This is a genomic window from Aphanothece stagnina RSMan2012 (assembly GCF_046764815.1).
Lineage (GTDB): Bacteria > Cyanobacteriota > Cyanobacteriia > PCC-6307 > Cyanobiaceae > NIES-981.
In genome coordinates, this window is record NZ_JBKOUC010000003.1 from 135,232 (window position 1) to 158,121 (window position 22,890).

Annotated in this window: 21 protein-coding genes; 14 read left to right on the forward strand and 7 right to left on the reverse strand. The window is 69.3% G+C overall.

What is annotated here, in order from left to right:
- Nucleotides 1–52 precede the first annotated feature (52 nt).
- The 6 genes from ndk (at nt 53) to ACLNEE_RS03430 (ending at nt 6,837) form a co-directional block, all read left to right on the forward strand.
- Nucleotides 53–511 carry a nucleoside-diphosphate kinase gene (ndk, locus tag ACLNEE_RS03405; protein WP_412006766.1) on the forward strand — a complete coding sequence of 153 codons (459 nt, stop codon included), beginning with the start codon at nt 53–55 and terminating at the stop codon, nt 509–511.
- Nucleotides 512–634: 123 nt separating this feature from the next.
- On the forward strand, nt 635–1,276 hold the full coding sequence (locus tag ACLNEE_RS03410; protein WP_412006767.1) for a FecR domain-containing protein: 642 nt from the start codon (nt 635–637) through the stop codon (nt 1,274–1,276).
- The gene (locus ACLNEE_RS03415; RefSeq protein WP_411421869.1) at nt 1,273–3,138 is read left to right on the forward strand and encodes a CHASE2 domain-containing protein; all 1,866 of its coding nucleotides are present in this window, start codon (nt 1,273–1,275) and stop codon (nt 3,136–3,138) included. Before ACLNEE_RS03410 ends, ACLNEE_RS03415 begins: the two co-directional genes overlap by 4 nt.
- A 31-nt stretch (nt 3,139–3,169) precedes the next feature.
- The gene (locus ACLNEE_RS03420) at nt 3,170–3,943 is read left to right on the forward strand and encodes a FecR domain-containing protein (protein ID WP_411421870.1); all 774 of its coding nucleotides are present in this window, start codon (nt 3,170–3,172) and stop codon (nt 3,941–3,943) included.
- Nucleotides 3,944–4,030: 87 nt separating this feature from the next.
- Nucleotides 4,031–4,897, forward strand: a complete 867-nt coding sequence (locus ACLNEE_RS03425) for a FecR domain-containing protein (protein WP_411421871.1) — start codon at nt 4,031–4,033, stop codon at nt 4,895–4,897.
- A 32-nt stretch (nt 4,898–4,929) separates the two neighbouring features.
- A complete protein-coding gene (locus ACLNEE_RS03430; RefSeq protein ID WP_412006768.1) occupies nt 4,930–6,837 on the forward strand; it encodes a CHASE2 domain-containing protein in 1,908 nt (635 codons plus the stop codon).
- Here ACLNEE_RS03430 and ACLNEE_RS03435 read toward each other — a convergent pair.
- Nucleotides 6,797–7,933: an FAD-dependent oxidoreductase gene (locus ACLNEE_RS03435; RefSeq protein WP_412006769.1), complete on the reverse strand. Its 1,137-nt coding sequence runs from the start codon at nt 7,931–7,933 to the stop codon at nt 6,797–6,799. The genes ACLNEE_RS03430 and ACLNEE_RS03435 overlap by 41 nt on opposite strands.
- A 106-nt stretch (nt 7,934–8,039) precedes the next feature.
- Between ACLNEE_RS03435 and ACLNEE_RS03440 the strand changes: the two genes are divergently transcribed.
- A complete protein-coding gene (locus tag ACLNEE_RS03440) occupies nt 8,040–8,846 on the forward strand; it encodes a hypothetical protein (protein WP_411421874.1) in 807 nt (268 codons plus the stop codon).
- A 59-nt stretch (nt 8,847–8,905) separates the two neighbouring features.
- A complete protein-coding gene (gene gatB / locus ACLNEE_RS03445; RefSeq protein WP_411421875.1) occupies nt 8,906–10,432 on the forward strand; it encodes an Asp-tRNA(Asn)/Glu-tRNA(Gln) amidotransferase subunit GatB in 1,527 nt (508 codons plus the stop codon).
- A 74-nt stretch (nt 10,433–10,506) separates the two neighbouring features.
- Here gatB and ACLNEE_RS03450 read toward each other — a convergent pair whose 3' ends face one another.
- On the reverse strand, nt 10,507–12,357 hold the full coding sequence (locus ACLNEE_RS03450; protein WP_412006770.1) for an alpha-amylase family glycosyl hydrolase: 1,851 nt from the start codon (nt 12,355–12,357) through the stop codon (nt 10,507–10,509).
- Nucleotides 12,358–12,430: 73 nt separating this feature from the next.
- Nucleotides 12,431–13,327, reverse strand: coding sequence for an MBL fold metallo-hydrolase (locus ACLNEE_RS03455; RefSeq protein WP_412006771.1), 897 nt, complete (start codon nt 13,325–13,327; stop codon nt 12,431–12,433).
- Nucleotides 13,328–13,422: 95 nt separating this feature from the next.
- Between ACLNEE_RS03455 and ACLNEE_RS03460 the strand changes: the two genes are divergently transcribed.
- Nucleotides 13,423–14,088: an SDR family oxidoreductase gene (locus ACLNEE_RS03460; protein WP_411421877.1), complete on the forward strand. Its 666-nt coding sequence runs from the start codon at nt 13,423–13,425 to the stop codon at nt 14,086–14,088.
- A gap of 34 nt (nt 14,089–14,122) precedes the next feature.
- Here the strand turns inward: ACLNEE_RS03460 and coaE are convergent, their stop codons facing one another.
- From coaE to ACLNEE_RS03475, 3 genes are read right to left on the reverse strand one after another with little or no spacing between them, the layout of a single operon-like run.
- The gene (gene coaE, locus ACLNEE_RS03465; RefSeq protein WP_411421878.1) at nt 14,123–15,652 is read right to left on the reverse strand and encodes a dephospho-CoA kinase; all 1,530 of its coding nucleotides are present in this window, start codon (nt 15,650–15,652) and stop codon (nt 14,123–14,125) included.
- A gap of 8 nt (nt 15,653–15,660) precedes the next feature.
- On the reverse strand, nt 15,661–16,302 hold the full coding sequence (locus ACLNEE_RS03470; protein ID WP_411421879.1) for a TFIIB-type zinc ribbon-containing protein: 642 nt from the start codon (nt 16,300–16,302) through the stop codon (nt 15,661–15,663).
- Nucleotides 16,299–17,204 (reverse strand): SPFH domain-containing protein, encoded by a 906-nt coding sequence (locus ACLNEE_RS03475; RefSeq protein ID WP_412006772.1) that lies wholly within the window; start codon nt 17,202–17,204, stop codon nt 16,299–16,301. Before ACLNEE_RS03475 ends, ACLNEE_RS03470 begins: the two co-directional genes overlap by 4 nt.
- A gap of 72 nt (nt 17,205–17,276) precedes the next feature.
- On the opposite strand from ACLNEE_RS03475, the gene argJ reads away from it, so the two are divergent.
- From argJ to ACLNEE_RS03495, 4 genes are read left to right on the forward strand one after another with little or no spacing between them, the layout of a single operon-like run.
- The gene (gene argJ, locus ACLNEE_RS03480) at nt 17,277–18,521 is read left to right on the forward strand and encodes a bifunctional glutamate N-acetyltransferase/amino-acid acetyltransferase ArgJ (RefSeq protein ID WP_411421881.1); all 1,245 of its coding nucleotides are present in this window, start codon (nt 17,277–17,279) and stop codon (nt 18,519–18,521) included.
- 10 nt (nt 18,522–18,531) lie between these two features.
- Nucleotides 18,532–19,014, forward strand: a complete 483-nt coding sequence (locus tag ACLNEE_RS03485) for a hypothetical protein (protein ID WP_411421882.1) — start codon at nt 18,532–18,534, stop codon at nt 19,012–19,014.
- Nucleotides 19,015–19,066: 52 nt separating this feature from the next.
- Nucleotides 19,067–19,375 (forward strand): hypothetical protein, encoded by a 309-nt coding sequence (locus ACLNEE_RS03490; RefSeq protein ID WP_411421883.1) that lies wholly within the window; start codon nt 19,067–19,069, stop codon nt 19,373–19,375.
- On the forward strand, nt 19,372–21,042 hold the full coding sequence (locus ACLNEE_RS03495; RefSeq protein WP_411421884.1) for an ABC1 kinase family protein: 1,671 nt from the start codon (nt 19,372–19,374) through the stop codon (nt 21,040–21,042). The genes ACLNEE_RS03490 and ACLNEE_RS03495 overlap by 4 nt, the downstream gene beginning before the upstream one ends.
- 21 nt (nt 21,043–21,063) lie before the next feature.
- Here the strand turns inward: ACLNEE_RS03495 and eno are convergent, their stop codons facing one another.
- On the reverse strand, nt 21,064–22,353 hold the full coding sequence (eno, locus tag ACLNEE_RS03500; protein ID WP_411421885.1) for a phosphopyruvate hydratase: 1,290 nt from the start codon (nt 22,351–22,353) through the stop codon (nt 21,064–21,066).
- Nucleotides 22,354–22,484: 131 nt separating this feature from the next.
- Between eno and gloA the strand changes: the two genes are divergently transcribed.
- Nucleotides 22,485–22,886 carry a lactoylglutathione lyase gene (gene gloA / locus ACLNEE_RS03505; protein ID WP_411421923.1) on the forward strand — a complete coding sequence of 134 codons (402 nt, stop codon included), beginning with the start codon at nt 22,485–22,487 and terminating at the stop codon, nt 22,884–22,886.
- The last annotated feature ends 4 nt before the right edge of the window (nt 22,887–22,890 follow it).

Sequence of the window (22,890 nt, forward strand, 5' to 3'; positions counted from 1 at the left end):
CCAAGCGGCAGGCCGGCCGCACACGATGGCCCGGATCCGCCGTATCGAGTTCATGGCCGCCGAACGCACCTTCATCGCCATCAAGCCGGATGGGGTTCAGCGCGGTCTGGTGGGGGAGATCCTGGGGCGCTTCGAGCGCAAGGGCTTCAAGCTGGTGGGTCTCAAGCAGCTCACCCCCAGCCGCGAGCTGGCTGAGAACCACTACGGCGTGCACCGCGAGCGTCCCTTCTTCGCCGGGCTGGTCGACTTCATCACCTCGGGTCCCGTGGTGGCGATGGTGTGGGAGGGCGACGGCGTCATCGCCAGCGCCCGCAAACTGATCGGTGCGACCAAGCCCCTCGAGGCCGAGCCCGGCACGATCCGTGGGGATCTCGCCATCAACATCGGTCGCAATGTGATTCACGGCTCCGATGCCCCGGAAACGGCGGCCTTCGAGATCGGTCTGTGGTTCCAGCCTTCCGAGCTCAGCGACTGGACTCCCTCCGACCAGGCCTGGCGCACCGAGGCCTGAGTCGCCAGGCTGGAGCGGTCAGTCACCGGGCCGATGCCGTTGTCAGGAAAAACCGTCACCGAGCCCCTGGCCAGGCTGTCTGGCCCTCGATCGCACCTGTCAAACGGACTGCTGATCCTTGGCTTGCTTGGCCTGGTTCTGGTGCCGGGGGTCCAGGCGGCCCGACCCCTGCCCCGGGTGGTTGAGGTGCCCTCCCGGCCGGCCTTCGTGCGCCCGCCCGGCCGCAGCGAACAGACCGCGGCGGTTGGCCAGCTCCTCCCCGGCAGCTCCCTGCTGCGCACCCAGCGACCGGGACGCCTCCAGGTTCTCCTGGCCCAGGGCCGCAGCTTTCGCCTCGGGGGTGACGCCGTGATGCGTCTGACGCCTTCGGGGCTGGATCTCGAACGCGGTCAGCTGATTGCCTGGGTGGAGCCCGGAGCCCAGGGCCGGGAGCCGTTGCGGGTGAGGACCCGCGTCGGCACCGCCTCGATCGAGGGCACCACCGTTTTCCTGGAGGTCGATGACACCGCTGTGACGGTGTTCAGCTGGGAGGGTCAGGTGCGGTTCAGCCCGAACCCTGCCGGCGGCGAGGGGCTGCCCGCGGTGGTGCTGCGCAGCGGTGAGCAGGTCGCCTACCGCGAGGGAGCCTGGTTGCCGCCCCGGCGCCTGGGTCGGGAGGAGGTGATGCAGCGCCGTCGCCGCAGCCTCCTGCTGAACGGCTTCTCCGCACCGATGGCCACCCTGCCTGTGATCGAGCGGGAGCTTGGCTTGCTGAATCCCCCGTGAGGCCCCTGTGGCTGCTGGGGGTGCTCCTGCCGCTGGTGGCCACCCTTCCGCCGCTGCAGCCCACACCGTTGGGTCAGGGACTGGAGGCTTCGGATGCCCAGCTGCGGGTCATCGGCTGGCGGCTGGCGGCCGCCTGGGGCCCAGGTCGCGGGGGGCCGCCGGAGCCGGTGGTGCTGGCCATCGATGCCGATTCCCTCGATCTCGCTCAGTTGCTCTCGCCGGAGGAGCGTCGCGCTTCGCCCTTGTGGCGGCAGATGGGCGCCTGGCCCTGGCCGCGGGCCCTGCAGGCCGACCTCGCGGCCTGGGTGCTGGAGCGGGGTGCCTCCCGGGTGCTGTTCAACGTCGTGTTCAGCCAGCCCAGCCGCCTCGGTCCCCAGGATGACCAGGCCTTCGTCGAACGGCTGAGCCCCTGGAAGGAGCGGGTCGTCCTGGCCGCCGCCTTCGGGGCACGGCAGTCGGAGGGCGTCGAACTCGCCCAGCTGCGCGCTCCCCTCCCGTTGCTGAATCGGGCGGCGGCGCCGCCTGCCGGCCTCACGGCACTGCTGCAGAGCCCCCAGGGCTACACCGAGGCCATCCCAGGCCGGCGCTGGCTCGCGGCGCGCTTGGCCGACTTTCTCCCGCCCTGGCCCGAACCGCTGCCCTACCGGGGCCGCGCCGGCTCCGGGCCTGTCCCCTGGTTGCCCCGCTACATCGCCTTCGCACCGCCCGCCGCCCGTCCTCCCCTGGTGCCGGCCTGGCAGTTGCCGGAGGTTCCGGACGGCTTCTGGCGGGGCCGCACCGTGCTGATCGGGGCCACGGCACCGGCCCTGGGCGACCAGATGGAAACCCCCTTCGGCGCGATGAGTGGCACCGAGGTGCAGGCGGCTGCCCTCGCCAGTGTTCTGGAAGGGACAGCCCTGGCGCCCATGGCCAGCTCCCATGGCGTGCTGCTGCTGCTGGCCTGGGCCGCCGCCGTGCTGCTGCTGCTCCGTCAGGCCTCGCAGGCCCAGGGCACCCTCCTGCGCACCCTGGGGCTGATGCTGGGGGCGTTGCTGCTCACGGCCCTGGGCTGGACGGTGCTGCAGCTCTGGCTGCCGCTCACGGGCCTGATCCTGTTGCCCCTGGGCGGGGGCAGCCTGCGGGGGATCGGCCAGTGGCGGCGCGAAAGCCGCGAGCGCGCCTACCTCCACCAGGTGCTTGCCCGGCGGGTTTCCCCCACCCTCCTGCGGGACATCCTGCGCGAGCCCGGACCGCTGGGCACCCAGGTGGGCGGGAGTCGCTGCACCTGCGTGGTGCTGTTCACCGATCTGGTGGGTTTCACGCCCCTCAGTGCCCAGCTGGACCCCCCGGCCCTGTTCGCGCTGCTGAACCGCTACTTCGAGGCGATCGCCGTGGCCGTGATCGAGGAACAGGGGCTGCTCGACAAGTTCATCGGGGATGCGCTGATGGCCGAATTCGGGGTGCCGCGCAGCCGCGGCGATCGGGCCGAAGCCCTGGCCGCCGTGCGGGCGGCTCTGGCGATGCAGGAGCGCCTGGAGGCCCTGAACCGGGAACTGGAGGCCCAGGGGCATCCGTGCCTGCGCCACGGCATCGGTCTCCATGTGGGGGAGGTGATCGCCGGCAATCTGGGGTCCTCCCAGCGCCTGGAGTTCACCGTGGTGGGCGCCGCGGTGAATGTCGCCAGCCGGCTGGAGGGGCTCACCCGCCAGTACCCGGACCATCCGATCCTGCTCAGTGGGGCCGTGCTCGAGCTGCTGCCCGCCTCGGTGCGGGCCGTCCATCTGGGCGCCCACCAGCTGAAGGGGTGGCCTGTTCCCCTGGAGGTCTACGGCCTCGAGGGGCTGGACGGGGACGGGGAAACGGCACCCTCAGCAACCGGGTGAGAATGGGCTGAGTGCCTGCCCCGGAGCTGCGATGGCGTCGTGCCTCACCTCCACCCCGCCGAAGCGGTTCGCACCGCTGCTGGCCGCCACGCTCACGGGTCCGGCTGCTGTCACCGTCATGGCGGTGGCGGCGCTGTTCGCCACGGCACCGGCCGCATGGGCCACGGAGGCCGCCACGGTGCAGGAGATCCTGGATGGCCGGGAGTTCTACATCGACGACAGGGAGGCCAGGGTCAAGCAACGGGCCACGGCGCCCGATGAGATCCGCACCCGCCGCAGCCGCGGCCAGATCCGCTTTGACAGCGGTGCGGCGGGTCGGGTAAACAGCAATTCCCAGCTCCGGCTGGGCAGCGGCTGTTTCCTGCTGAGCAAGGGGCAGATTCTGGTGTCCGGGCCCCAGAGCGGCTGCACCCGGTCGGCCCGGATGAGCGTGCGGGGGACCAATTACCTGCTCGAGGTGAAGGAGGACGACAGCACCGAGCTCTCCGTGCTCGAGGGCTCCGTCGAGGTGGAGCCCCTTCGCGATGGGGAGCCGGTGCCCGATGGGCAGGCGCCCCCCACCCGGGTCGAGGCGGGGCAACGGGTGCGGCTGTCACCGGCTGGGGTGGTGCTGACGCTGCTGAAGCTGTCGTCCGGGGATTACTCGGGCATCCTGGGGGGCCCATTGTTCGAGGGCTTCCGGGAGCCGCTGCCCGGCATGGGTTCCCTGGAGAGTTACATCCGCCGCTACGTGCCCGGCGTGGGTCTCCCGGGTCTGCCCGTCACCCCCTCGATTCCGGGATTCAGCCTGCCGCGGTTCTTCTAGGTTGCGCAGGTCGGCTCGCAGCGCTGAGGTTGCCGCCCTCGTGCGATGCGGTTTCCGCTGCGTTTGATGGCAGGTGATGACCAAAGGATGCGAACCGCTCTTCAGGTCGGCATCGTGAGGGAGACTTCGATCGGGTTGCTTCCCATGGGTCTGGCCATGCCTGGGATCCGCAAGCGCTTCGCGAAGGCAGGACACGGTGCTCCGCCGGCACCTGCCACCACGGCGCAGAACCACCGTTCGCCCTCGGCGTCCCGCCGCCTCGGGGGGGCAGGAGACCCCGGGGGAATCGCGGCGGCCCTGGGCGCCACCCTGCTGCTCACCACCACCTTCATCGCCCCGGTGCAGGCCGCCAAGCAGGAGGCCACCGTGCGGGAGATCCTCGATGGCAAGGAGTTCTTCATCGATGCCAAGCAGGCCAAGGTGAACCAGAAGGCCCGCACGCCCGATGTGATCAGCACCAAGGCCAGTCGCGGCACGGTGGCTTTTCAGAATGGTTCCACGGCACGGGTCAACCGCAACTCCCAGTTCAAGCTCCAGTCCGACTGCTTCCTGCTGACATCGGGTCAGGTGCTGATCTCCGGGCGCCAGAACACCTGCCTCAAGAGCATGAAGCTCAGCGCCCGCGGCACCAACTACATCGTTTCGGTGCTCGAGGACGGCTCCACCGAGGTGGCGGTGCTGGAGGGCCAGGTGGTGGTGGAGCCCAAGGACCCCCGCGCCCGGGAGGCCTGGAGCGATCCGCTCCGTCGCGAAGCGCTGCGGATCACCCCGGAAGGGGAGGTGGTCGACCGGCGTTGCCTGGTCTCCTCGGATTACGAGCGCATTCTCGGGGGAGACCTGTTCGAGGGATTCCAGCAGCCCCTGGCCGCCTTCGGTCAGCTGGGCAGCTTCCTGGCCGACAACGTGCCTGTGGCGGGTTCGCTGCTGAGGGTGCTCGGTCTGGGTCTGTTCTGATCCGCCAGTTTCCCCAACGCATGCTTCAACGCATGCCCCAGCGCCTGCCCCAGCGCCGCTCCGTCGTCCTGGCCGTGGTGTCCGGCCTGGTGGTGGGCGTGGTGGCCTGGATCGGGGCCGCCTCCCCGAGGGGCGTGCGCGTGCTCGAGCGCGGCCTCGAGGGCCAGATGGTCAGGCTGCGGGGGCCCAGGCCGGTTCCCCAGGCGGTGGTGCTGGTGGCCATCGATGACTCCACCCTGCAGCAGGGCGCCTGGTTTGCCGACCAGACCGACGGTCCCCATGCGATCCCCTCCTGGGCGGAGGGCATCAACACCCTCCCCTGGCCCCGGGCCCGCTATGGCGATCTGCTCGACCGCCTGGCGGAAGCCAGCCCCGCGGTGGTGGCCTTCAATCTGGTCTTCGAGGGGCCCAGCGGCCGGGGCGAAGCGGACGATGCGGCCCTGGCCGGTGCCATCGCGCGGATGCCGGGGAAGGTGGCCCTGGCCGCCGAGATGATGGAGATCCGCGACACCGGCTTCAGCGGGCTGAGCCTGGCCCCGCCGGCCGTACCCCTGCTCAGCGCCGCCGGCATGGAGGCCGTCGGCATCTCCAACACGCTGCCCGCCGGCCAGGGCGAGCCCTTCACCCATCCGGAGACCTACGGCCAGCGGGTGCTGCCGATGAGCGGCGCCTCCGCACGGGCCTCGCTGCCTCGGGTGATCCTGGAGCGTTCGGGTCGCAGCAGTCGCCAGCCCGATGCCGACCGCCAGCTGAACTTCTACGGCCCCGAAGGACGGTTCGAGCGACTGTCGGCCTGGGAGGTGCTCGATCCCGCCCGATGGCAGAACCACCCCAAGCGCAGCCTGCTGCGCGATGCCCTCGTGCTGGTCGGTCCGGTGGTGGCCCAGGGCGGGGTCGGCACCGTGACCCCCTTCGGCAGCCTCTCGGGCCTTGAGCTCCTGGCCACGGCCACGGCCAACTCCCTGCTCGGGGACGGTCTGCACAGCTGGCCGGTTTCTCCCCTGAACCGCGGCCTGGTGGCGGTGGTGCCGGTGCTGCTGGTGGCCTGTCTCGCCCTGCTGCGGGGAGCGTTGGCATGGCGTCTGTGGCTGATGGGTGGTGTGCTCGCCCTTCAGCTGGCCGTGGCCTGGGTGGCCTTCGCGCAGCGCAACACCTGGGTGCCGTTGCTGGCCCCCTCCGCTGGCCTGGTGCTGCTGGGGCTGCTCTACGGCGGTGATGCCTACATCGCCGAAGAGGGTGAGCGGCGTCGGCTCCGCCGCACCTTCGAGCGCTACGTCGCGCCGAGCGTGGTGGCGGAGATCCTCTCCGATCCGGCAGCCGCCGAGGGGATCCTGCGGGGCCGCCTCCTGCCGGTGACCGTGCTGTTCACCGATCTGAAGGGTTTCACCCAGCTCACCAACCAGCGCAGCGGCACCGGTGAGATCGAGATGCACGTGCGCCAGCTGAACCGCTACCTCGGCGAGATGGTGGACGTGATCACGGCCCATGGCGGCACCGTCGACAAGTTCATCGGGGATGCCGTGATGGCGGTGTTCGGCTCGCCGATCGGCCGCGGCACCCAGCCGGAGGCCCTGGCGGCGGTGCGCTGCGCCCTCGAGATGCGACGGGCCCTCAACAGGCTCAACCACGAGTGGACGGCGGAAGGGCTCACCCCCCTGGACAACGGCATCGGTCTGGCCTCCGGGGAGGTGATCGTGGGGCAGATCGGCAGCCCCCGACGGATGGAGTTCACGGTCATCGGCGACAAGGTCAACCTGGCCAGCCGCATGGAGGGGCTCACCCGCACGGCCGGCGCGCCGATCCTGTTCGACGAGTCCACGGCGGGGCTGGTGGGCGAGGTGGTGCCGGTGCGCGGCCTCGGCGAGCAGAACGTCAAGGGGATGGGCACCCTGCCGGTGTTCAGCCTGGAGGAGGATCTGATGCAGCTGCCCGCGGCCTGAAACGGTCCCAGCGGAAGGCCCGCAGCAGCCGGGCGGGGGTCGCGAGCGGGGCCGGGCCCTGCATCAGGCCTGCCACGAGCTCCGCGGTGATCGCGGCCAGCAGCACCCCGTTGCGGTGGTGGCCTGTGGCCAGCCAGAGGCCGGGGATCGGGCCGGCGCCGAGCAGCGGACCCTGGTCTGGGGTGCAGGGACGGAAGCCCCACCACCGCTCCATCGGCGGCCAGTCGGCCGCCGCCGGCAGGAGCTCCGCAAGGCCGGCCTCCAGCTGACGCTGCCCGGCCGGGGTCAGGCCTGCCGCGAAGCCGGCCTCGGGTTCCACCGTGGCTCCCACCACCAGCAGCCCGTCCTCCCGGGGCACGAGGTAGGTGCCCGGGCCGAACACCACCCGCTCCAGGGCCTGGCGGGGCCCCTGCAGGGAGAGCATCTGCCCCTTCACGGGCACGATCGGCAGCTGGGGCAGCAGCTGGGCGCTCCAGGCGCCCCCCGTCAGCACCGCCTGCTCGCAGCTCCGGCAGGTTTGCTCACCGTCGGCCCGGCGCAGCTGAATCCCCACCAGGGAGCCGCCGGCATCGGTCTGCAGGGCGAGCACCTCCGAGCCCTCCTCGAAACGAACCCCCCGCTCCACGCAGGCCCGCTCCAGGGCCCGCATCAGCCGTCGCCGGTTGTCGATCTGACCGTCCTGTTCAAACAGCAGAGCGGCCTGCCATCGCGGACCGATGCCTGGCACCTGGGCCTCCAGCCCGCGGCGGTCCAGGCTGGTGCCGAAGCAGGCCGTGGGGTAGGCATCCCGTTCGGCGGCCGTGGTGAACGGCACCACGATCCCGCAGTTCCGTAGACCACAGTCGAGTCCTCCGTCCGCCTCGATCCGTGCGACCCAGTCCGGGGTCCGCGCCAGGGAGAGCTGGCCCAGCTCCAGCAGCGGGCCGCTGAGGCCCTCGGCATGGGGGGCGAGCATGCCCGCCGCCACAAAGCCGGCCGCCTCCTGCCGCTGACGGCTGATCACCGCCACCTCGCGGCCCTGGCGGGCCAGGGTGTGGGCCAGGGCGAGGCCCATCAGCCCACCGCCCAGGATCAGGGTCTGCGCGTCCGTGCTCACGCTGGCTGCTCCGGGTGCTTGGGGGCCTGCCAGGCCCGGACCGGATGCATCCTGCCAATTCCGCAGCCGCGCTTCAGAGTGGAGGCGCAGTGCCGATGTCCCGGGCATGGCCCAGACCCTTTGCCCCGCCGCTGCCGCCCTCGTCCTGCTTCTGCCCCTGGCGATGGCACCGGGCGCCGGTGCCCAGGACCTGCCGGAGCGGGGGCTGGTGCGGGCGACCGTGCAGCAGATCCTCGACCGACCTGAGCTCTACATCGATGCGCGCCTGGCGAGGGTGAAGGATGTGGCCAGCGCGCCGGAGCAGTTCACCACCCGCAACACCCGGGCCCAGCTCCGGTTCAGCTCCGGGGCCGCCGGCCGTGTCAACCGCTTTTCCCTGCTGCGCCTCGACAACCGCTGCATCCTGCTGGAGCAAGGACAGCTGCTGGTGTCGGGGCGCCAGGGGAGCTGCACCGCCTCGGTCCGCGTCAGCGTGCGGGGAACCAACTACATCCTGGAGGCCTTCGAGAACGGCGATGCCGCCGTCACATCCCTGGAGGGGCGCCTGGAAGTCGTTCTCCGCCGGGACGGAGCGTCGGGGGAACAGGCTCCGATCCAGGTGGAGAGCGGTCAGCGCCTGCGGTTGCTCCTCGGTGCGGACCTCACCACGGTGATCGCCCTGACGCCGGCGGACTATCGGGCCATCCTGGAGGGTCCGCTGTTCCGAGGCTTCGATCAGCCGCTGCCCGCCCAGGGAGCCCTGGAGGACCATCTCAGGGCCAACGTGCCCGGGGTGAGCCTGCCGCGGCCCGAACCGAGGGCTGAACGCCGCCGAGCTCCCTTCTCCTTCGGGTTCGGGTTCGGCTTCGGTGGGGGCGGTCCCGAGCCTGGGGACAGCCGACCGAGCTACCCGCGTGGCGAGTCCGGACAATGAACCAGCCCCCCCGGCGCGTTCCATAGGATCGATCCACGCACAGGTGCAGGAGAGTCCAGATGGCAGGCGCGGCCCAGGCAGCAGCCGTGGAGCAACAGGGGCAGGCCGGGGGCGGAACCCCTCCCGCCGCCTGGGAGGCGGTGATCGGCCTGGAAACCCACGTGCAACTGGGCACGGCCAGCAAGATCTTCACCAACGCCTCCACCGCCTTCGGTGACGACCCCAACACCCACATCGATCCTGTCGTGTGCGGCCTTCCCGGCACCTTGCCCGTTCTGAATCAGAAGGTGCTGGAGTATGCGGTGAAGGCCGCCATGGCGTTGCACCTGAAGATCGCAGAGCACAGCAAGTTCGACCGCAAGCAGTACTTCTATCCAGATCTCCCGAAGAACTACCAGATCTCGCAGTACGACGAGCCGATCGCCGAGGACGGCTGGATCGAGGTGGAGGTGGCCGAGAAGGGCAAGGAGACCTATCTCAAGCGCATCGGCATCGAGCGCCTGCACATGGAGGAAGACGCCGGCAAGCTGGTGCACGCCGGCAGCGACCGTCTGGCGGGCTCCACCCATTCGCTGGTGGACTACAACCGCGCCGGCGTGGCCCTGGCCGAGATCGTGAGCAAGCCGGATCTGCGTACCGGCCGCGAGGCCGCCGAATACGCCTCGGAGATCCGCCGGATCATGCGCTATCTCGGCGTGAGCGACGGCAACATGCAGGAGGGCTCCCTGCGCTGCGACGTGAACATCTCCGTACGTCGCGGCCCTGAGGCTCCCTTTGGCACGAAGGTGGAGATCAAGAACATGAACTCCTTCTCCGCCATTCAGAAGGCCTGCGACTACGAGATCCAGCGGCAGATCAAGGCCTACGAAGCCGGTGAGCCGGTCGTGCAGGAAACCCGTCTCTGGGATGAGGGCAAACAGCTCACCAAGAGCATGCGCTCCAAGGAGGGCAGCAGCGACTACCGCTACTTTCCGGATCCCGATCTCGGGCCGATCGAGGTCACGGCCGAGCAGCGGGAGATCTGGCGTTCGGAGCTTCCCGAGCTGCCGGCCGCCAAGCGCCATCGCTATGCCGAGCAGCTGGGGCTGAGTGTCTACGACGCGCGGGTGCTTACCGACGAACGGCCGATGGCGGACTACTTTGAGGCTGTGGTGGCGGCAGGGGCCGACCCCAAGGTCGCGGCCAACTGGATCACCGGCGACATCGCCGCCTACGTGAACGCCAACCGGCTCGATTACGCCAGCCTGCCGTTGCGTCCCGATCAGCTGGCCGACATGATCGAGCTGATCGGGAATGGCACGATCAGCGGCAAGATCGCCAAGGAGCTTCTGCCGGAACTCCTGGAGCAGGGAGGCTCCCCCGCCGCGATCGTGGAGGCGCGCGGCTTGGGCATGATCAGCGACCCTGCGGCGATCACGGCGATCGTGGAGGAGCTGCTGGCGGCCCATCCCGCTGAAGTCGAAGCCTTCCGAGCTGGCAAGAACAAACTGCAGGGCTTCTTTGTGGGCCAGCTGATGAAGAAGACCGGTGGCAAGGCTGATCCGAAGCTCGCCAACCGCATCCTGGCCGAGAAGCTGAAGGGCTGAGCCGCGAATCCCGCGCCTCCGGTGCTCTGCTCAGCCGCTGCTTCAGGCGATGACTCCCTCTGGGTGTGTCTCCTTCAGTGGGATCCCCAGACGCAGTCAAACTTGATTCGGCCTGATGGCGGTAACAGCAGTCGGCGAGAGGTCAGATTCTCGTGTTGGAAGAATCCATCGGATCCCAGAATGACGAACTTGCAATGAAGGATTGCGCCTGCCGTTTGCTGAAATGGTACTTCCGCAATCCAGGTGTTCCGATTCACGTATTCCAGCCCGTAGGCTCGGGTCAGATCCCATTCCCCCAGTTCAGGGCAGTCTCCTGTCAGAACAAGGTGCTCGCCGGGCTTGGTATCCACGCCATTGAGCTGAAAGACGGCCACCGCGGGACCGCAGACCCTTGGCCCGGCCTGGGCCAGCACGTGCATGCTGCGGGCACCCAGATGCAATGACTCCAGCTTGCCAGCCTGGACGTTCACATCGGCTCCACTGACCCAGCAGTGATGTGGGCCCTCCGGCAGGCTGAGTCCCTCAAGGGTGATGGTGCGCTCCTCGCCTTTGTTGAACAGACAGAGCGCCCATGAGTCCCGGTAGCGACGTTCGAAGGCGTAGATGTCCTCTGAGATGTACCGCTCCTGGCATCCTCCCAGGCTCAGGGCCTGATTCGTGCGTCTGAGCTGGGACATCGCGGCCACAAGACGAAAGAGCTGGGAGTTTGTGTCAAACTGCTCCATCATGGGCCGGTTGTAGGGATCGCGACCGCCTTCCGTGTTGTTCACCAGATACTGCTCCGTGCCGTAGAAGACACAGGGCACACCGCGCAGGCAGAACAGCAGAACGGTCGCCAGCTCCAGCAACCGTTCGTCCGGACAGATCGAGAGAAACCTCGGCATGTCATGGTTGTCGATGAACGTCACCAGCTCGTTGGCTCTCTTGTAGACATGGTCATGGCTGAGCAGGTCGTTCACCAGCTGGAAGCCACCAGGCTCGGAACCGGAGAAGGCAAAGCGGATGGCATCACACAGGCCAAAGTCGAGGATGGACATGCCCGTGTCGTTGGCATAGGCGACGGTTCGTGCGTCCCAGGGTTTGCCGAATCCATACTCCCCAAACATGAAGAGATCGGCCCTGTGGGCCTTCATGTCTGAGGTGAACTCTTGCCAGAACCAGATCGGCATGTGCTTGAGCGTGTCCACGCGCAGGGCATCCACGCCGACGTCAATCCAGCTCTTGATGGCTGATTTGATAAAGTTTCGATAGTCAATATTTTTTTCATTGAAGGTGGCCAGCCCGGCCATCTCTCCGTGGATCAGCTGGAACTCGTCTTCCCAGTCCGTGATCTCTGGGTGGTGGTAATAGAAGTTGTTCTTGTCGTCATAAAAGTCGGCAATCAGTTCTCCGTCGTCATAAACTCTTCCCTTGACTCCGTTGATGTCTGGTGAGCTGTGGTTGCAGACCACGTCCAGGATCAATTTGATGCCGGCCCCGTGAAGGGCCTGCACAAGATCGGCGAGGGTGTGCGAGCGCTCCAGGGTGTTGCAGTCATCATGGCGGATGAAGCGGGGGTTGATTCTGCGGAAGTCTTTTGTCCAGTACCCATGCATGGGGGCGCGCTCGAACTGCATGTCATCCACCTGCTCAAACAGAGGCGAGAGCCAGACTGCCGTAATCCCCAGCTCCTTCAGATAGGGAACGTTCTGGATGATGCCGTCGAGGTTGCCACCCCAGTATTTGCCCCACTGGAGCCAGGTCTTGTCATAGAGCCCCTGCCGTTCCCCCCGGTCCCACAAGCCTGCCCGTTCCTCTTCATCACTGCTCCCATCGCAGAAGCGGTCCACGATGATGAAGTAGATCACCTCCTCGCGGAAGTCGAGCTCGTTGATGGCCAGTTGGCCAAGCTCTGATGTGGATGGGATGACGACCTGTCCGGTCATGCCGATGCCCTCAGCCAATGCTCACCCCCACGCTATGGGCTGGACATTTGAGGTGGTGACACCGCAAGGATTCCTACCAATCTTCCTGGTGTTTCGTGCCCACGGTGCCAACCCGGAGTCGCTCCCCCTCGGCAGCAGCGATCACGTCGGGCACGCTCTTGCGATCCATGAAGGCGAGCCGCAGGTCCCGCAGGGAAGCCTCGATCATCGGATCGGTGCGGGTCGGATCGTGGTGGGTCAGGGCCACCTGCCGTACCCCGGCCCGGCAACACAATTCCACCACGTAGTCTCCAAGGCTGTGGCCCCACCCCCGCTTCTCGGCGTAGTCGCGGGCGATGTACTGGGCATCATGGATCACCAGATCGGCTCCTTCCATGAACGCCATGTGGCGCTGATCGCGGGGGTCGATCTCCTCAACAGCGGAAGGCGTCGCCAACCCATAGGGCTCATGGTCGCAGATGTACACCACCGCCACGCCATCAGCCTCCAGGCGATAGCCGAGGGTGGGGCCGGGGTGATTCAACCACTTGGTCGATACGCTGACTCCGCCGATCTTGAACACACCTTCATCGAGGTCATGGAAATGGATCTCCGCGCCGAGTTGCTCCAGGGTGACCGGGAAGAAAGGGGCTGACATCTGAACAGCCAGCGCGTCGCGCAGGGTTCCCTCGGTTGGGGCAGGGCCGTAGATGTTCCACACCCCCCCGCGGGCATACAGCGGGGTGAAGAACGGCATCCCCTGAATGTGGTCCCAGTGCAGGTGCGTGATCAGGATGTGCCCCTGCTGCGTTGGCGACCCAGCTTCCATCAGGTGCAGGCCCAGTTGGCGGGCCCCGCTGCCGAAGTCGAGGATGAAGAGTTCACCGGCGTCGGTGCGCAGCTCCACGCAGGTGGTGTTCCCTCCGTAGCGCAGGGTCTGTGAACCCGTGGTGGGGATCGATCCCCGCGTTCCCCAGAACCGGACCCACATCTTCGATCACCCGCACCCTGGAAATCTAGGGACGCTGCCTACAAGGGCTGCCTGCAACGGCTGCCTACAGTGAGACAGCCCCGCCCTCCTGCCGTTTGGCCCTCTGCGTGATCACCGGTGCCAACCGGGGCATCGGTCTCGAACTCTGCCGTCGCCTTCAGGCCCGTGGCGATGACGTCCTGGCGGTCTGTCGCACGCCGTCCCCGGACCTGGAGGCGCTGGGCGTGGGCATCGAAGCCGGGATCGAACTGACCGATGAGGCCTGCATCACCAGCCTGCGGGACCGTTTGGATGGTCAGGCGATCGACCTCCTCATTCACAACGCCGGCATCCTGGAGTCGGACACCCTCGAAACGCTCGACTTCGCCACCATCCGCCGGCAGTTCGAGGTGAACGCCCTCGCACCGTTGCGGCTCACCCAGGCCCTGCTGGGGCATCTGCATGCTGGATCGCGCCTGATCCTGATGACCAGCCGCATGGGCTCGATCGGCGACAACGGCTCCGGGGGCAGTTACGGCTACCGGATGTCCAAGGTGGCGCTCTGCATGGCCGGAAAGTCGCTGGCCATCGATCTGCGGCCCAGGGGCATTGCCGTGGCGATCCTGCATCCCGGCCTGGTCAGCACCGGCATGACCGGCTTCACCCCCTCCGGCATCTCCCCGGCGGAAGCGGTGACGGGGCTGCTGGCCCGCATCGATGGGCTCACCCTGGAAGAGAGCGGCACCTTCTGGCACGCCAACGGGAAAGTGTTGCCCTGGTGAGCTTGCTGAGCTGGTGAGGGGTGCGCCCCCGCCGTCATGGGGCCGCTCCCTGCGGGCCTGCTCCGGGGGGAAGGCCTGGGCCGCTCCGGAGCGCCTGGGCGACGGCACTCGCCAAGGCGCCGGGGCTGGCGCGGTTGTCGATCACCAGATCCGCCAGGCTGCGCTTGCGCTCCAGGGGCCACTGGGCCGCGATGCGGGCACCGGCCTCGCTTACCTCCAGACCGTCGCGGGCGATCAGGCGCCCGAGCTGCTGCTCCGGGTCGCAGTCCACCAGCCAGACCTCGCTGCACAGCCCCTCCAGCCCGGCTTCGAACAGCAGCGGGATCATCAGCACCACCACCGGGCGATCCGCCAGCCGCTGCAGTTCAGCCTCGAACCGCTGCCGCACCAGGGGATGCACCAGCTGCTCCAGCCAGGCGCGTTCGGCCGGGTCACCGAACACGATGCGGCCGAGGGCGGCCCGGTCCACGGACTGGCTTTCCGGACCCTTGCCCTCACGCACCTCCCTGACGGACGCGCCATGGCGAGCCAGCACCGCGCGGGCCCCCGCACTGCCCGGCGCGAGGGCCTCCCGGGCGAACTGGTCGGCGTCGAGCACCGGCAGGCCCTGCTCTGCCAGCAGCCGGCCCACGCTGCTCTTGCCCGTGGCGATGCCGCCGGTGAGGCCGATGCGACGCTGCGCTCCGTGCTGCGCTCTGTCCCAGCGCGGGCTGTTGAGCCGGGGCAGCAAGGCGGGTGGACCCAGCTGCTCCAGCTGGAAGCTGGACCCATAGCTGGGGGTGGACCGCTCGGAATAGAAGCGGGTGCGGCGCGGCGGCCAGATCCTCTGGCGCAGATTCAGCAGCCGGCTTCGGCCCCACAGGCCCGCACGCAGCACCCTGGCGAGCCAGGGAGGTGCCGGCCGCCAGTCGAGGCTGGCGAGCACCTCGGGGTCGAGCACACCCCGCAGCACGGTGGCCAGGGGCTGGCGCAGCGGCTCAGGCCATTCCGCCAGCAGCATCCCCAGGGTGGCCTCGGCGACGCGGTGGTTGCTGGGGGCGCTGCGGAACAGCTTCGCCTCCACCTCCCCATTCAGGCTGAGCATCGCCTCCAGGCTGGCGGGGCGGTTCTGGATGGCCATCAGGGCACCCACGTGATCCCAGAAGCGGAACCAGGCCTGCCGCTCCTGCTGCTGGAGCGGCCGCCAGCCGTAGCGCTCCAGCCAGCGGATCGGCTCGGCCACGAAGGTCGAGAGCACATAGAGGAAATCGTGGTTGCTGATCCCGTAGGCGCCGTGGATGCGGTTCATGCGATGGATCACCGCCCGTCCCTCGGCGCTGTCCGGCCCCCAGCGCAGCAGTTCGGCCATCATCAGTCCCGTGTCGTCGTAACGCTTGCGCGGGCGTTCCGTGAACTCACCGGTCCGGGCCAGAAGGCCTGAGATCGAGGGCAGGCAGAACGTCTTGAGCAGGGCCAGCTCCAGGGCCCGGGTGGTGTCCCAGGGGAACAGGCTGCCGGCCAGCCTGCGGCAGACCGCAGCCACCTCGGCGTCCAGCGTCAGGGGGCCGGACGGTGCAGTGGGCATCAAGGGGATCAGAACAGCTGCCGCAACAGTCTGATCAGCCAGGTCGAGAGGTCCATCTCCTCACCGGACCCCTCCGCCGGGCTCCCCCACGTTGCTGGAGCATCCACTTGCCGCTCGCGGGTCTGCTGGGCCTGCCGCTCCTGATCCAGCAGCACTCCGCCGGCCCGAGCCCACTCCAGCAGCTGCCGCAACTCGCCGGCGTCCAGCCACAGCCCGTGGTCGCGGCACTGGTCCACCACCACACCGCTGCGCTGGCCCTGAAGCCGCCGGTTCATCAGCTCGCCGCAGCGGGGGCAGGGCCGGTAACGCACCGGGGCGGCCGATCGCCGGGGCGAATCCGCCAGGGTCTGCAACAGGCTGTGGTCCACATTCCAGACCCGCCCGACGGCCTGATCCAGCAACAGCTCCAGGCTGCCGAGGGGCAGGAACAGTCCCATGCAGTCCGGGCAGCGTCCCAGGCTGATCGTCCCCGCAGGGCCCAGCTGAAGGACCTCCAGCGACGTGCCGCAGTCGGGGCACTGCAGGTCCGTGCTCACCCCGCCGGCCTGCAGGTGGGCCCACCCCCGCAGGTCGAGATCCAGCCGGGTGCCGCAGTAGGCGCACACCACCCCGCGCGGCGGACGCGGGGCCCCGCAGCTGGGGCAGGTCATGGGCTGGGGGTGGGACCGTCGGGCTCCTCGGGGGCAGACGGCGGCGGCGGGGGTGGAGGTGGCGCGAGCCGCTCCCCCAGGGCGAAGCCCATCGCCAGGCCGGCGCCGGCGGCGGCTCCACCTGATGGGTTCTCAGCCGCTTTCTCCAGGGCGATGCCCTCCTGGTAGGTGCGGAAGGCGGCCAGGTCGCCGGTCAGGCCGATGGCCGTGCGCCGGTCCAGGGCCGCCTCGACCTCCGCCGGCAGGGAGAGGTTCTCGACCAGCAGGGTGGTGAGCTCCAGGCCGTAGCCGGCCCATTCGGCCTGCAGCCGCCGCTGCAGTGTCGCTGCCACCTCGTCGTAGCGGGCCGCCAGATCCAGCACCGGGTGGCTGCTCTCCCCCAGCAGGTCGGCCAGGCGGCTCACGATGAGGTTGCGCAGCTGCTCGCTGATGCCCTCCAGGGGGAAACGGGGGTTGCTGCCGCTCACCTCGCGGATGAGCTGCTGCGGATCCCGGACCCTGAGGCAGTAGGTGCCGAACCCCCGCAGCCGCACCGGTCCCAGCTCGGCATCGCGCAGGATCAGGGGATGGCGCGTGCCCCACTTGAGGTCGGTGAACTGGCGGGTCGCCACGAAGTACACCTCCGCCTTGAAGGGGCTTTCGAACGCGGTGGGCAGGGCCAGCAGGGTGGTGAGGAGCGGCAGGTTGCGGGTCTCGAGTCGGTAGCGGCCGGGTGTGAAGCAATCCGCCACGCGCCCCTCGTTCACCAGCACCGCCTGCTGGCCTTCCCGGACGATCAGCTGGGCGCCCCATTTGATCGCGTTGCCCTGGCGCGGGAAGCGCCACACCAGCGTGTCGCTGCCGTCTTCGCTCCAGTCGATGACGTCGACGAATTCACCGCGGGCCCGCTGCCAGAGGTCCATCGCCCGCTCCCGCCCATGGATCGACCCTCAGGATGGCCCCGAGGTCAGGATGGGGCCAGCGGCCACGGCCCCTTGACGCATCCATGGACCCCGACCGCCGGCGGCATCACGGCCCCCGCTGGCTTCCTGGCCGCAGGCCTCACCGCCGGTCTCAAGCCCTCCGGCAATCCCGATCTCGCCCTGCTGCTGGCGCCGGAGGGCGCCGTCTGTGCCGGCGCCTTCACCATCTCGCTGGTGCGTGCCGCCTGCGTGGACCTCTGTGCCGAGCGGCTGGCGGCCAGCGGCGGCCGGGCCCGGGCGGTGCTGACCAATTCGGGGCAGGCCAATGCCTGCACGGGCGATCGGGGCCTGATCGACAGCCTGCGCGCCACCGGAGCCCTGGCCGATCGGCTGGGGCTGGCGGCCGAGGAGGTGCTGATCTGCTCCACCGGGGTGATCGGTGTGCCGATTCCGATGGACACCCTGCTGGCGGGCCTGGACCCCCTGGTGGAGGCCCTCGACCGTGAGGGGGGCGCCGCGGCGGCCCAGGCGATCCTCACCACCGATCTGGTGGACAAGCAGATCGCCCTGGAGGCGGATCTCGGCGGCCGGCAGGTGAGGCTCGGCGGCATGGCCAAGGGCTCGGGGATGATCCACCCCGCCATGGCCACCATGCTCGGCTATCTCACCTGTGATGCCGGCGTGCCGGCCGACGTGTGGCAGGGCATGGTGCGCCGGGCGGTGGAGCGCTCCTTCAACGCGATCACGGTGGACGGCGACACCAGCACCAACGACACGTTCCTGGCGTTTGCCGCCGGTGAGCCCCTGGGCCCCGAGCACTTCGACGCCCTGGAGGCCGGCCTGACGGCGGTGTCGCAGCACCTCGCCCAGGCGATCGCCCGCGATGGCGAGGGCGCCACCTGCCTGATCGAGGTGCAGGTGGACGGCAGCGCCGATGAGGCCGGCGCCCGGGCCATCGCCCGCACCATCTGCGGCTCGTCGCTGGTGAAGTGTGCCGTCCACGGCCGTGACCCCAACTGGGGTCGGATCGTGGCTGCGGCGGGTCGGGCGGGGGTCGCCTTCGATCCCGAGGCGGTGGCCCTCTGGCTGGGCGAGCACCAGCTGATGGCGGCGGGTCAGCCGCTGGCGTTCGACCGCCCGGCCGCCTCCCGGTACCTGAAGGATCGGGCCGCCGGCGCCTACCTCGGCGGCACTGGCGCCGGCGGCGACACCGTGCTGATCCGCCTGGTGGTGGGCGAGGGCCCCGGCCGGGGCCGCGCCTGGGGCTGCGACCTCTCGGATCAGTACGTGCGCATCAACGCCGACTACACGACCTAGCCTCCTGTCCATGGCCCAGTCCCGCCCTGCCCAGTCCCCCCGGCCCCTGCGCCGCAGCCGCTGGCGAGGTCCGCTCGTGGCTGGGTTCTGCTTCGGCCTGGGCTATGGGGTCACCCAGCGCTTGCTGGCGCTGCAGTTGCCCGCTCTGGTGCAGCTGCGCCAGGGTTTCGAGGTGCGGGAGTTTCCCGGCACCAGCCTGGAGAGTCTGCGTCTGCGTTTCGGCAGTGACTCCAAGGAGATCCGCGGCGATCTGGAGTTGATGGAGCTGGAGCAGCAGGCCAAACAGCGTGAGGCCAAGCGCAAGGAAGAGCAGCGCCAGCAGGAGCTGGACGAGCAGCGGCGCCAGACCCAGCTCCAGGCCGAGGAGGCCAGGTCGGCCGAGCCGGCTGAACCTGTCCAGCAGGCACCCCTCGAGCCAGCGCTTCCGGATCCGGGCCCGGAGCCTGAGGGGGCCCCTCAGGCCCCCGCACTCCCCTCGCCGGGGGAACCCTGAGCTGCAGCGGGTCATCCCCATCTGGCACAGTTCCAGCAGCAGTGAAGGCTCCATGCCGGCGCCCCAGACCCTGATGCAGGCCGCGCTGGCGCGGCTGGGAGCCCGCCTCGGCAGTGGGCTCGTGGATGCCGCGGCCAATCTGGCCCTGGCCGTTCAGGATGCGCCCGAGCGGCTTCGCCAGGAATTCGAGCTCTTCTGGGAGGAGGTGGCCGAGGAGGCGGACCGGCTGGAGCGGGATGAACGGGACCACCCGGCCCACCGGGATGGGGCGGGGGAGCCGCCCGAGTCCGTTCAGGATCAGATCGATGCCCTGCGCGCCCAGGTCGCCGGCCTGAACCGTCGACTGGACCAGCGCCCGTGATCCGGCGCCCGCTGCGCATCTGGTGGCTGGCGCTGCGGCTCGCCGTCGGTCTCTGGTGGGATGGCCAGCGCTGGTCCTACCCCGGCGGGCCCACGCCCGAACGCCGCAGCCAGCGGGCCCGGCGCCGGGCCCGCTGGCTGACCCGCGAGTTTCTGGGCCTGGGCTCGGCCTTCATCAAGCTCGGGCAGCTGCTCTCCGCCCGTCCCGATGTGCTGCCCGCCGAGCTCGTCGAGGAGCTCTCCGCCCTGCAGGATCGGGTGCCCTCCTTCTCCTTCGAGGTGGTGCAGCAGCTGCTGGAGCAGGAGCTCGGGGAACGCTGCGCCGAGATCATCGACCTGGAGGAGGTGCCGCTCGGCTCCGCCAGTCTGGCCCAGGTGCACCGGGCCAGCCTGCGCAGCGGGCGCCAGGTGGTGCTGAAGGTCCAGCGGCCTGGCCTGGAGCGGCTCTTCCGCCTGGACCTGGAGGTGCTGCAGCAGGTGGCCCGCGTTGTGCAGCGCCATCCCCGCTGGGGCCGGGGCCGTGACTGGGTGGGCATCGCCCAGGAATGCCGCAGGGTGCTGCTGCGCGAGCTCGACTTCCGCCTCGAGGCGGAGCATGCCGCCCGCTTCCGCCAGCAGTTTCTCGACGACCCCGGCATTCGGATCCCCGCGGTGGTGTGGGAGCTGAGTTCCCGGCGGGTGCTCTGTCTCGACTACGTGCCGGGCATCAAGATCACCGACCGTGAGGCGCTCGTGGCCGCGGGCATCGCCCCTGCCGCAGTGGCGGAGAAGGGGGCCGCCAGTTACCTGCAGCAGCTCGTGCGGTTCGGCTTCTTCCATGCCGATCCCCATCCCGGCAACCTCGCCGTGGCGGCCGACGGTGCCCTCATCTACTACGACTTCGGGATGATGGGGCAGCTGTCGGGGCGGCTCCGCTCCCGCCTCGGCCGCATGGTGCGGGCAGCTGCCGGCCGCGATGCCGCTGGCCTGGTGGCCGAGCTGCAGGCCGCCGGCGTGCTGGCGCCAGGCATCGATCCCGGGCCCGTGCGTCGTCTGGTGCGGGTGATGCTCAACGAGGCCCTCACCCCACCCTTCTCCGCCAATGTGCTGAACAAGCTCTCCGGGGACCTCTACGAGCTGGTCTACGGCCAGCCCTTCCGCCTGCCTCCTGAGCTGATCTTCGTGATGCGGGCCCTCTCCACCTTCGAAGGGGTGGGCAGGAGCCTCGACCCCGGCTTTAGCCTGGTCGCCATTGCCCGCCCCTACCTCCTTCCCCTGATGACCTCCAGCGGTGCCGGCGGGAACGATCTGCTCGGGGAGATCTCCCGCCAGGCTGCTCAGGTGGGCAGCCGTGCCCTCGGAATCCCGCGCCGGCTGGATGAAAGCCTGGCGCGGATCGAGCAGGGGGATCTGCAGGTGCAGATCCGTGCCGGCGAGACCGACCGTCTGCTGCGACGCCTCGCCCTGGCCCAGCAGTCCGCCGGCCAGTCCATGCTGCTGGCTGGCCTGGCCGTTGCCGCAGCCCTGCTGGCGGTGAGCACCCGCCCCACCCTGGTGGTCATCCCGCTTGTGGCGGGGCTGCCGGTCGGTCTGGGTTGGCTGAAGCTGCAGGCGCGGCTGGCCCGCGACGGCCGGTTGGATCAGCTGCCGGGGATGGCCGCGCCCCCCGCTCCGCCCAGCGGCGACTGAGCTGTAGCCACCCGCTGACCCCTATTTCCCCCGGGGGCCGCGGTCCTCGGCGCCGGCGTAGGTGGCCTGGCTCCCCAGTTCATCCTCGATGCGGAGCAGCTGGTTGTACTTGGCCACCCGCTCGCTGCGGCTGAGCGATCCGGTCTTGATCTGGCCCGCCCGGGTGGCGACGGCCAGGTCGGCAATGGTGGTGTCTTCCGTCTCGCCGCTGCGGTGGCTGATCACGCTGGTGTAACCGGCACGGCCCGCCAGGTCGATGGCCTGGAGGGTTTCGGTGAGCGAGCCGATCTGGTTCACCTTGATCAGGATCGAATTGGCCACCCCCAGGTCGATGCCCCGCTGCAGGCGGCTGGTGTTGGTCACGAACAGGTCATCACCCACCAGCTGCACGGTGCTGCCCAGCTTCTCGGTCAGCAGTGCCCAGCCGTCCCAGTCGTCCTCCGCCACGCCATCCTCGATCGAGACGATCGGGAACCGGCTGACCAGCTGGGCGAGCTGGTCCACCATCTCGGCACTGGTGTAGCTGCCGCCGTCGAAGGCGTAGCGCCCGTCGCGGTAGAACTCGGTGCTGGCCACATCCAGGGCCAGGGAGATCTGGTCGGCGGGGCGGTAACCGGCCTGCTCGATCGCCTGCACGAGGATCTCGCCGGCGGCGATGTTGCCCAGATCGGGGGCGAAGCCGCCCTCGTCTCCCACGGCGGTGCTCAGGCCCTGGTCCTTGAGCAGGCCCTTGAGGGTGTGAAACACCTCGGTGCCCATCCGCAGGGCTTCGCTGAAGCTGGCAGCCCCATGGGGGACCAGCATGAATTCCTGGAAATCCAGGCTGTTGGCAGCGTGGGCCCCGCCGTTGATCACGTTCATCAACGGCACCGGCAGCAGGCTGGCCATGGGGCCGCCCAGGTAGCGGTAGAGGGGCAGGCCCACCCCGTTGGCCGCCGCCCTGGCGGTGGCCAGGCTCACCGCCAGGATGGCGTTCGCGCCGAGGGCGCTCTTGTTGTCGGAGCCATCCAGCTCGAGCATCGCCGCATCGACGGCCGCCTGGTCGAGGGCACTGAGGCCGCAGAGGCTGGGGGCGATCTTCTCCTCGATGTTGCTCACCGCCTGGAGCACGCCCTTGCCCATGTAGCGGCTGCCGCCATCGCGGAGTTCATGGGCTTCGTGCGCGCCGGTGCTGGCACCGCTGGGAACGATGGCGCGGCCGCTGGCCCCACCTTCGAGCATCACCTCCGCCTCCACCGTGGGGGTGCCGCGGGAATCGAGCACCTCACGGGCCACCACGGTGTCGATCACGAGGTCGAGGGAGTCGATCACGGAAGCGTGCCTTGGTGTTCTCAGGGGTGGATCCTATGGGTCACCCCCTCCCCCCCATATGTGCCAACGAGCACTGGCTCGATGGTGGCTGGCCAGAATGGAGGGACGATGCCCCCGATGCCGTCTCGCCGATGCGCCTGCTCCACACCATGCTCCGGGTGGGGAACCTGGAGCGCTCCCTGGCCTTCTACACCGACGTGCTCGGCATGACGCTGCTCCGCCGCAAGGACTACCCCACGGGCCGCTTCACCCTGGCGTTCCTGGGTTACGGCGAGGAGAGCGAGAACACGGTGCTGGAACTCACCCACAACTGGGACACCGACCGCTACGAGCTCGGTGAGGGCTACGGCCACATGGCCCTTGGTGTCGAGGACATCCACGCCACCTGCCGGGCGATCGCGGCCAAGGGGGGGCGGGTGGTCCGGGAGCCCGGGCCGATGAAGCACGGCAGCACGGTGATCGCCTTCGTGGAGGATCCCGACGGTTACAAGGTGGAGCTGATCCAGCTGGGGTCCCTGACCGATGCGGCCTGATCCC

Coding starts and splice junctions, on each gene's coding strand:
- coaE (WP_411421878.1), bottom strand. CDS start 15,652: ATGCCCACTGCACCGTCCGGCCCCCTGACGCTGGACGCCGAGGTGGCT.
- gatB (WP_411421875.1), top strand. CDS start 8,906: ATGGCAGGCGCGGCCCAGGCAGCAGCCGTGGAGCAACAGGGGCAGGCC.
- ACLNEE_RS03420 (WP_411421870.1), top strand. CDS start 3,170: ATGGCGTCGTGCCTCACCTCCACCCCGCCGAAGCGGTTCGCACCGCTG.
- ACLNEE_RS03450 (WP_412006770.1), bottom strand. CDS start 12,357: ATGACCGGACAGGTCGTCATCCCATCCACATCAGAGCTTGGCCAACTG.
- ACLNEE_RS03425 (WP_411421871.1), top strand. CDS start 4,031: ATGCGAACCGCTCTTCAGGTCGGCATCGTGAGGGAGACTTCGATCGGG.
- ACLNEE_RS03490 (WP_411421883.1), top strand. CDS start 19,067: ATGCCGGCGCCCCAGACCCTGATGCAGGCCGCGCTGGCGCGGCTGGGA.
- ACLNEE_RS03440 (WP_411421874.1), top strand. CDS start 8,040: ATGGCCCAGACCCTTTGCCCCGCCGCTGCCGCCCTCGTCCTGCTTCTG.
- ACLNEE_RS03475 (WP_412006772.1), bottom strand. CDS start 17,204: ATGGACCTCTGGCAGCGGGCCCGCGGTGAATTCGTCGACGTCATCGAC.
- ACLNEE_RS03470 (WP_411421879.1), bottom strand. CDS start 16,302: ATGACCTGCCCCAGCTGCGGGGCCCCGCGTCCGCCGCGCGGGGTGGTG.
- gloA (WP_411421923.1), top strand. CDS start 22,485: ATGCGCCTGCTCCACACCATGCTCCGGGTGGGGAACCTGGAGCGCTCC.
- ACLNEE_RS03485 (WP_411421882.1), top strand. CDS start 18,532: ATGGCCCAGTCCCGCCCTGCCCAGTCCCCCCGGCCCCTGCGCCGCAGC.
- ACLNEE_RS03455 (WP_412006771.1), bottom strand. CDS start 13,327: ATGTGGGTCCGGTTCTGGGGAACGCGGGGATCGATCCCCACCACGGGT.
- ndk (WP_412006766.1), top strand. CDS start 53: ATGGCCGCCGAACGCACCTTCATCGCCATCAAGCCGGATGGGGTTCAG.
- ACLNEE_RS03430 (WP_412006768.1), top strand. CDS start 4,930: ATGCCCCAGCGCCTGCCCCAGCGCCGCTCCGTCGTCCTGGCCGTGGTG.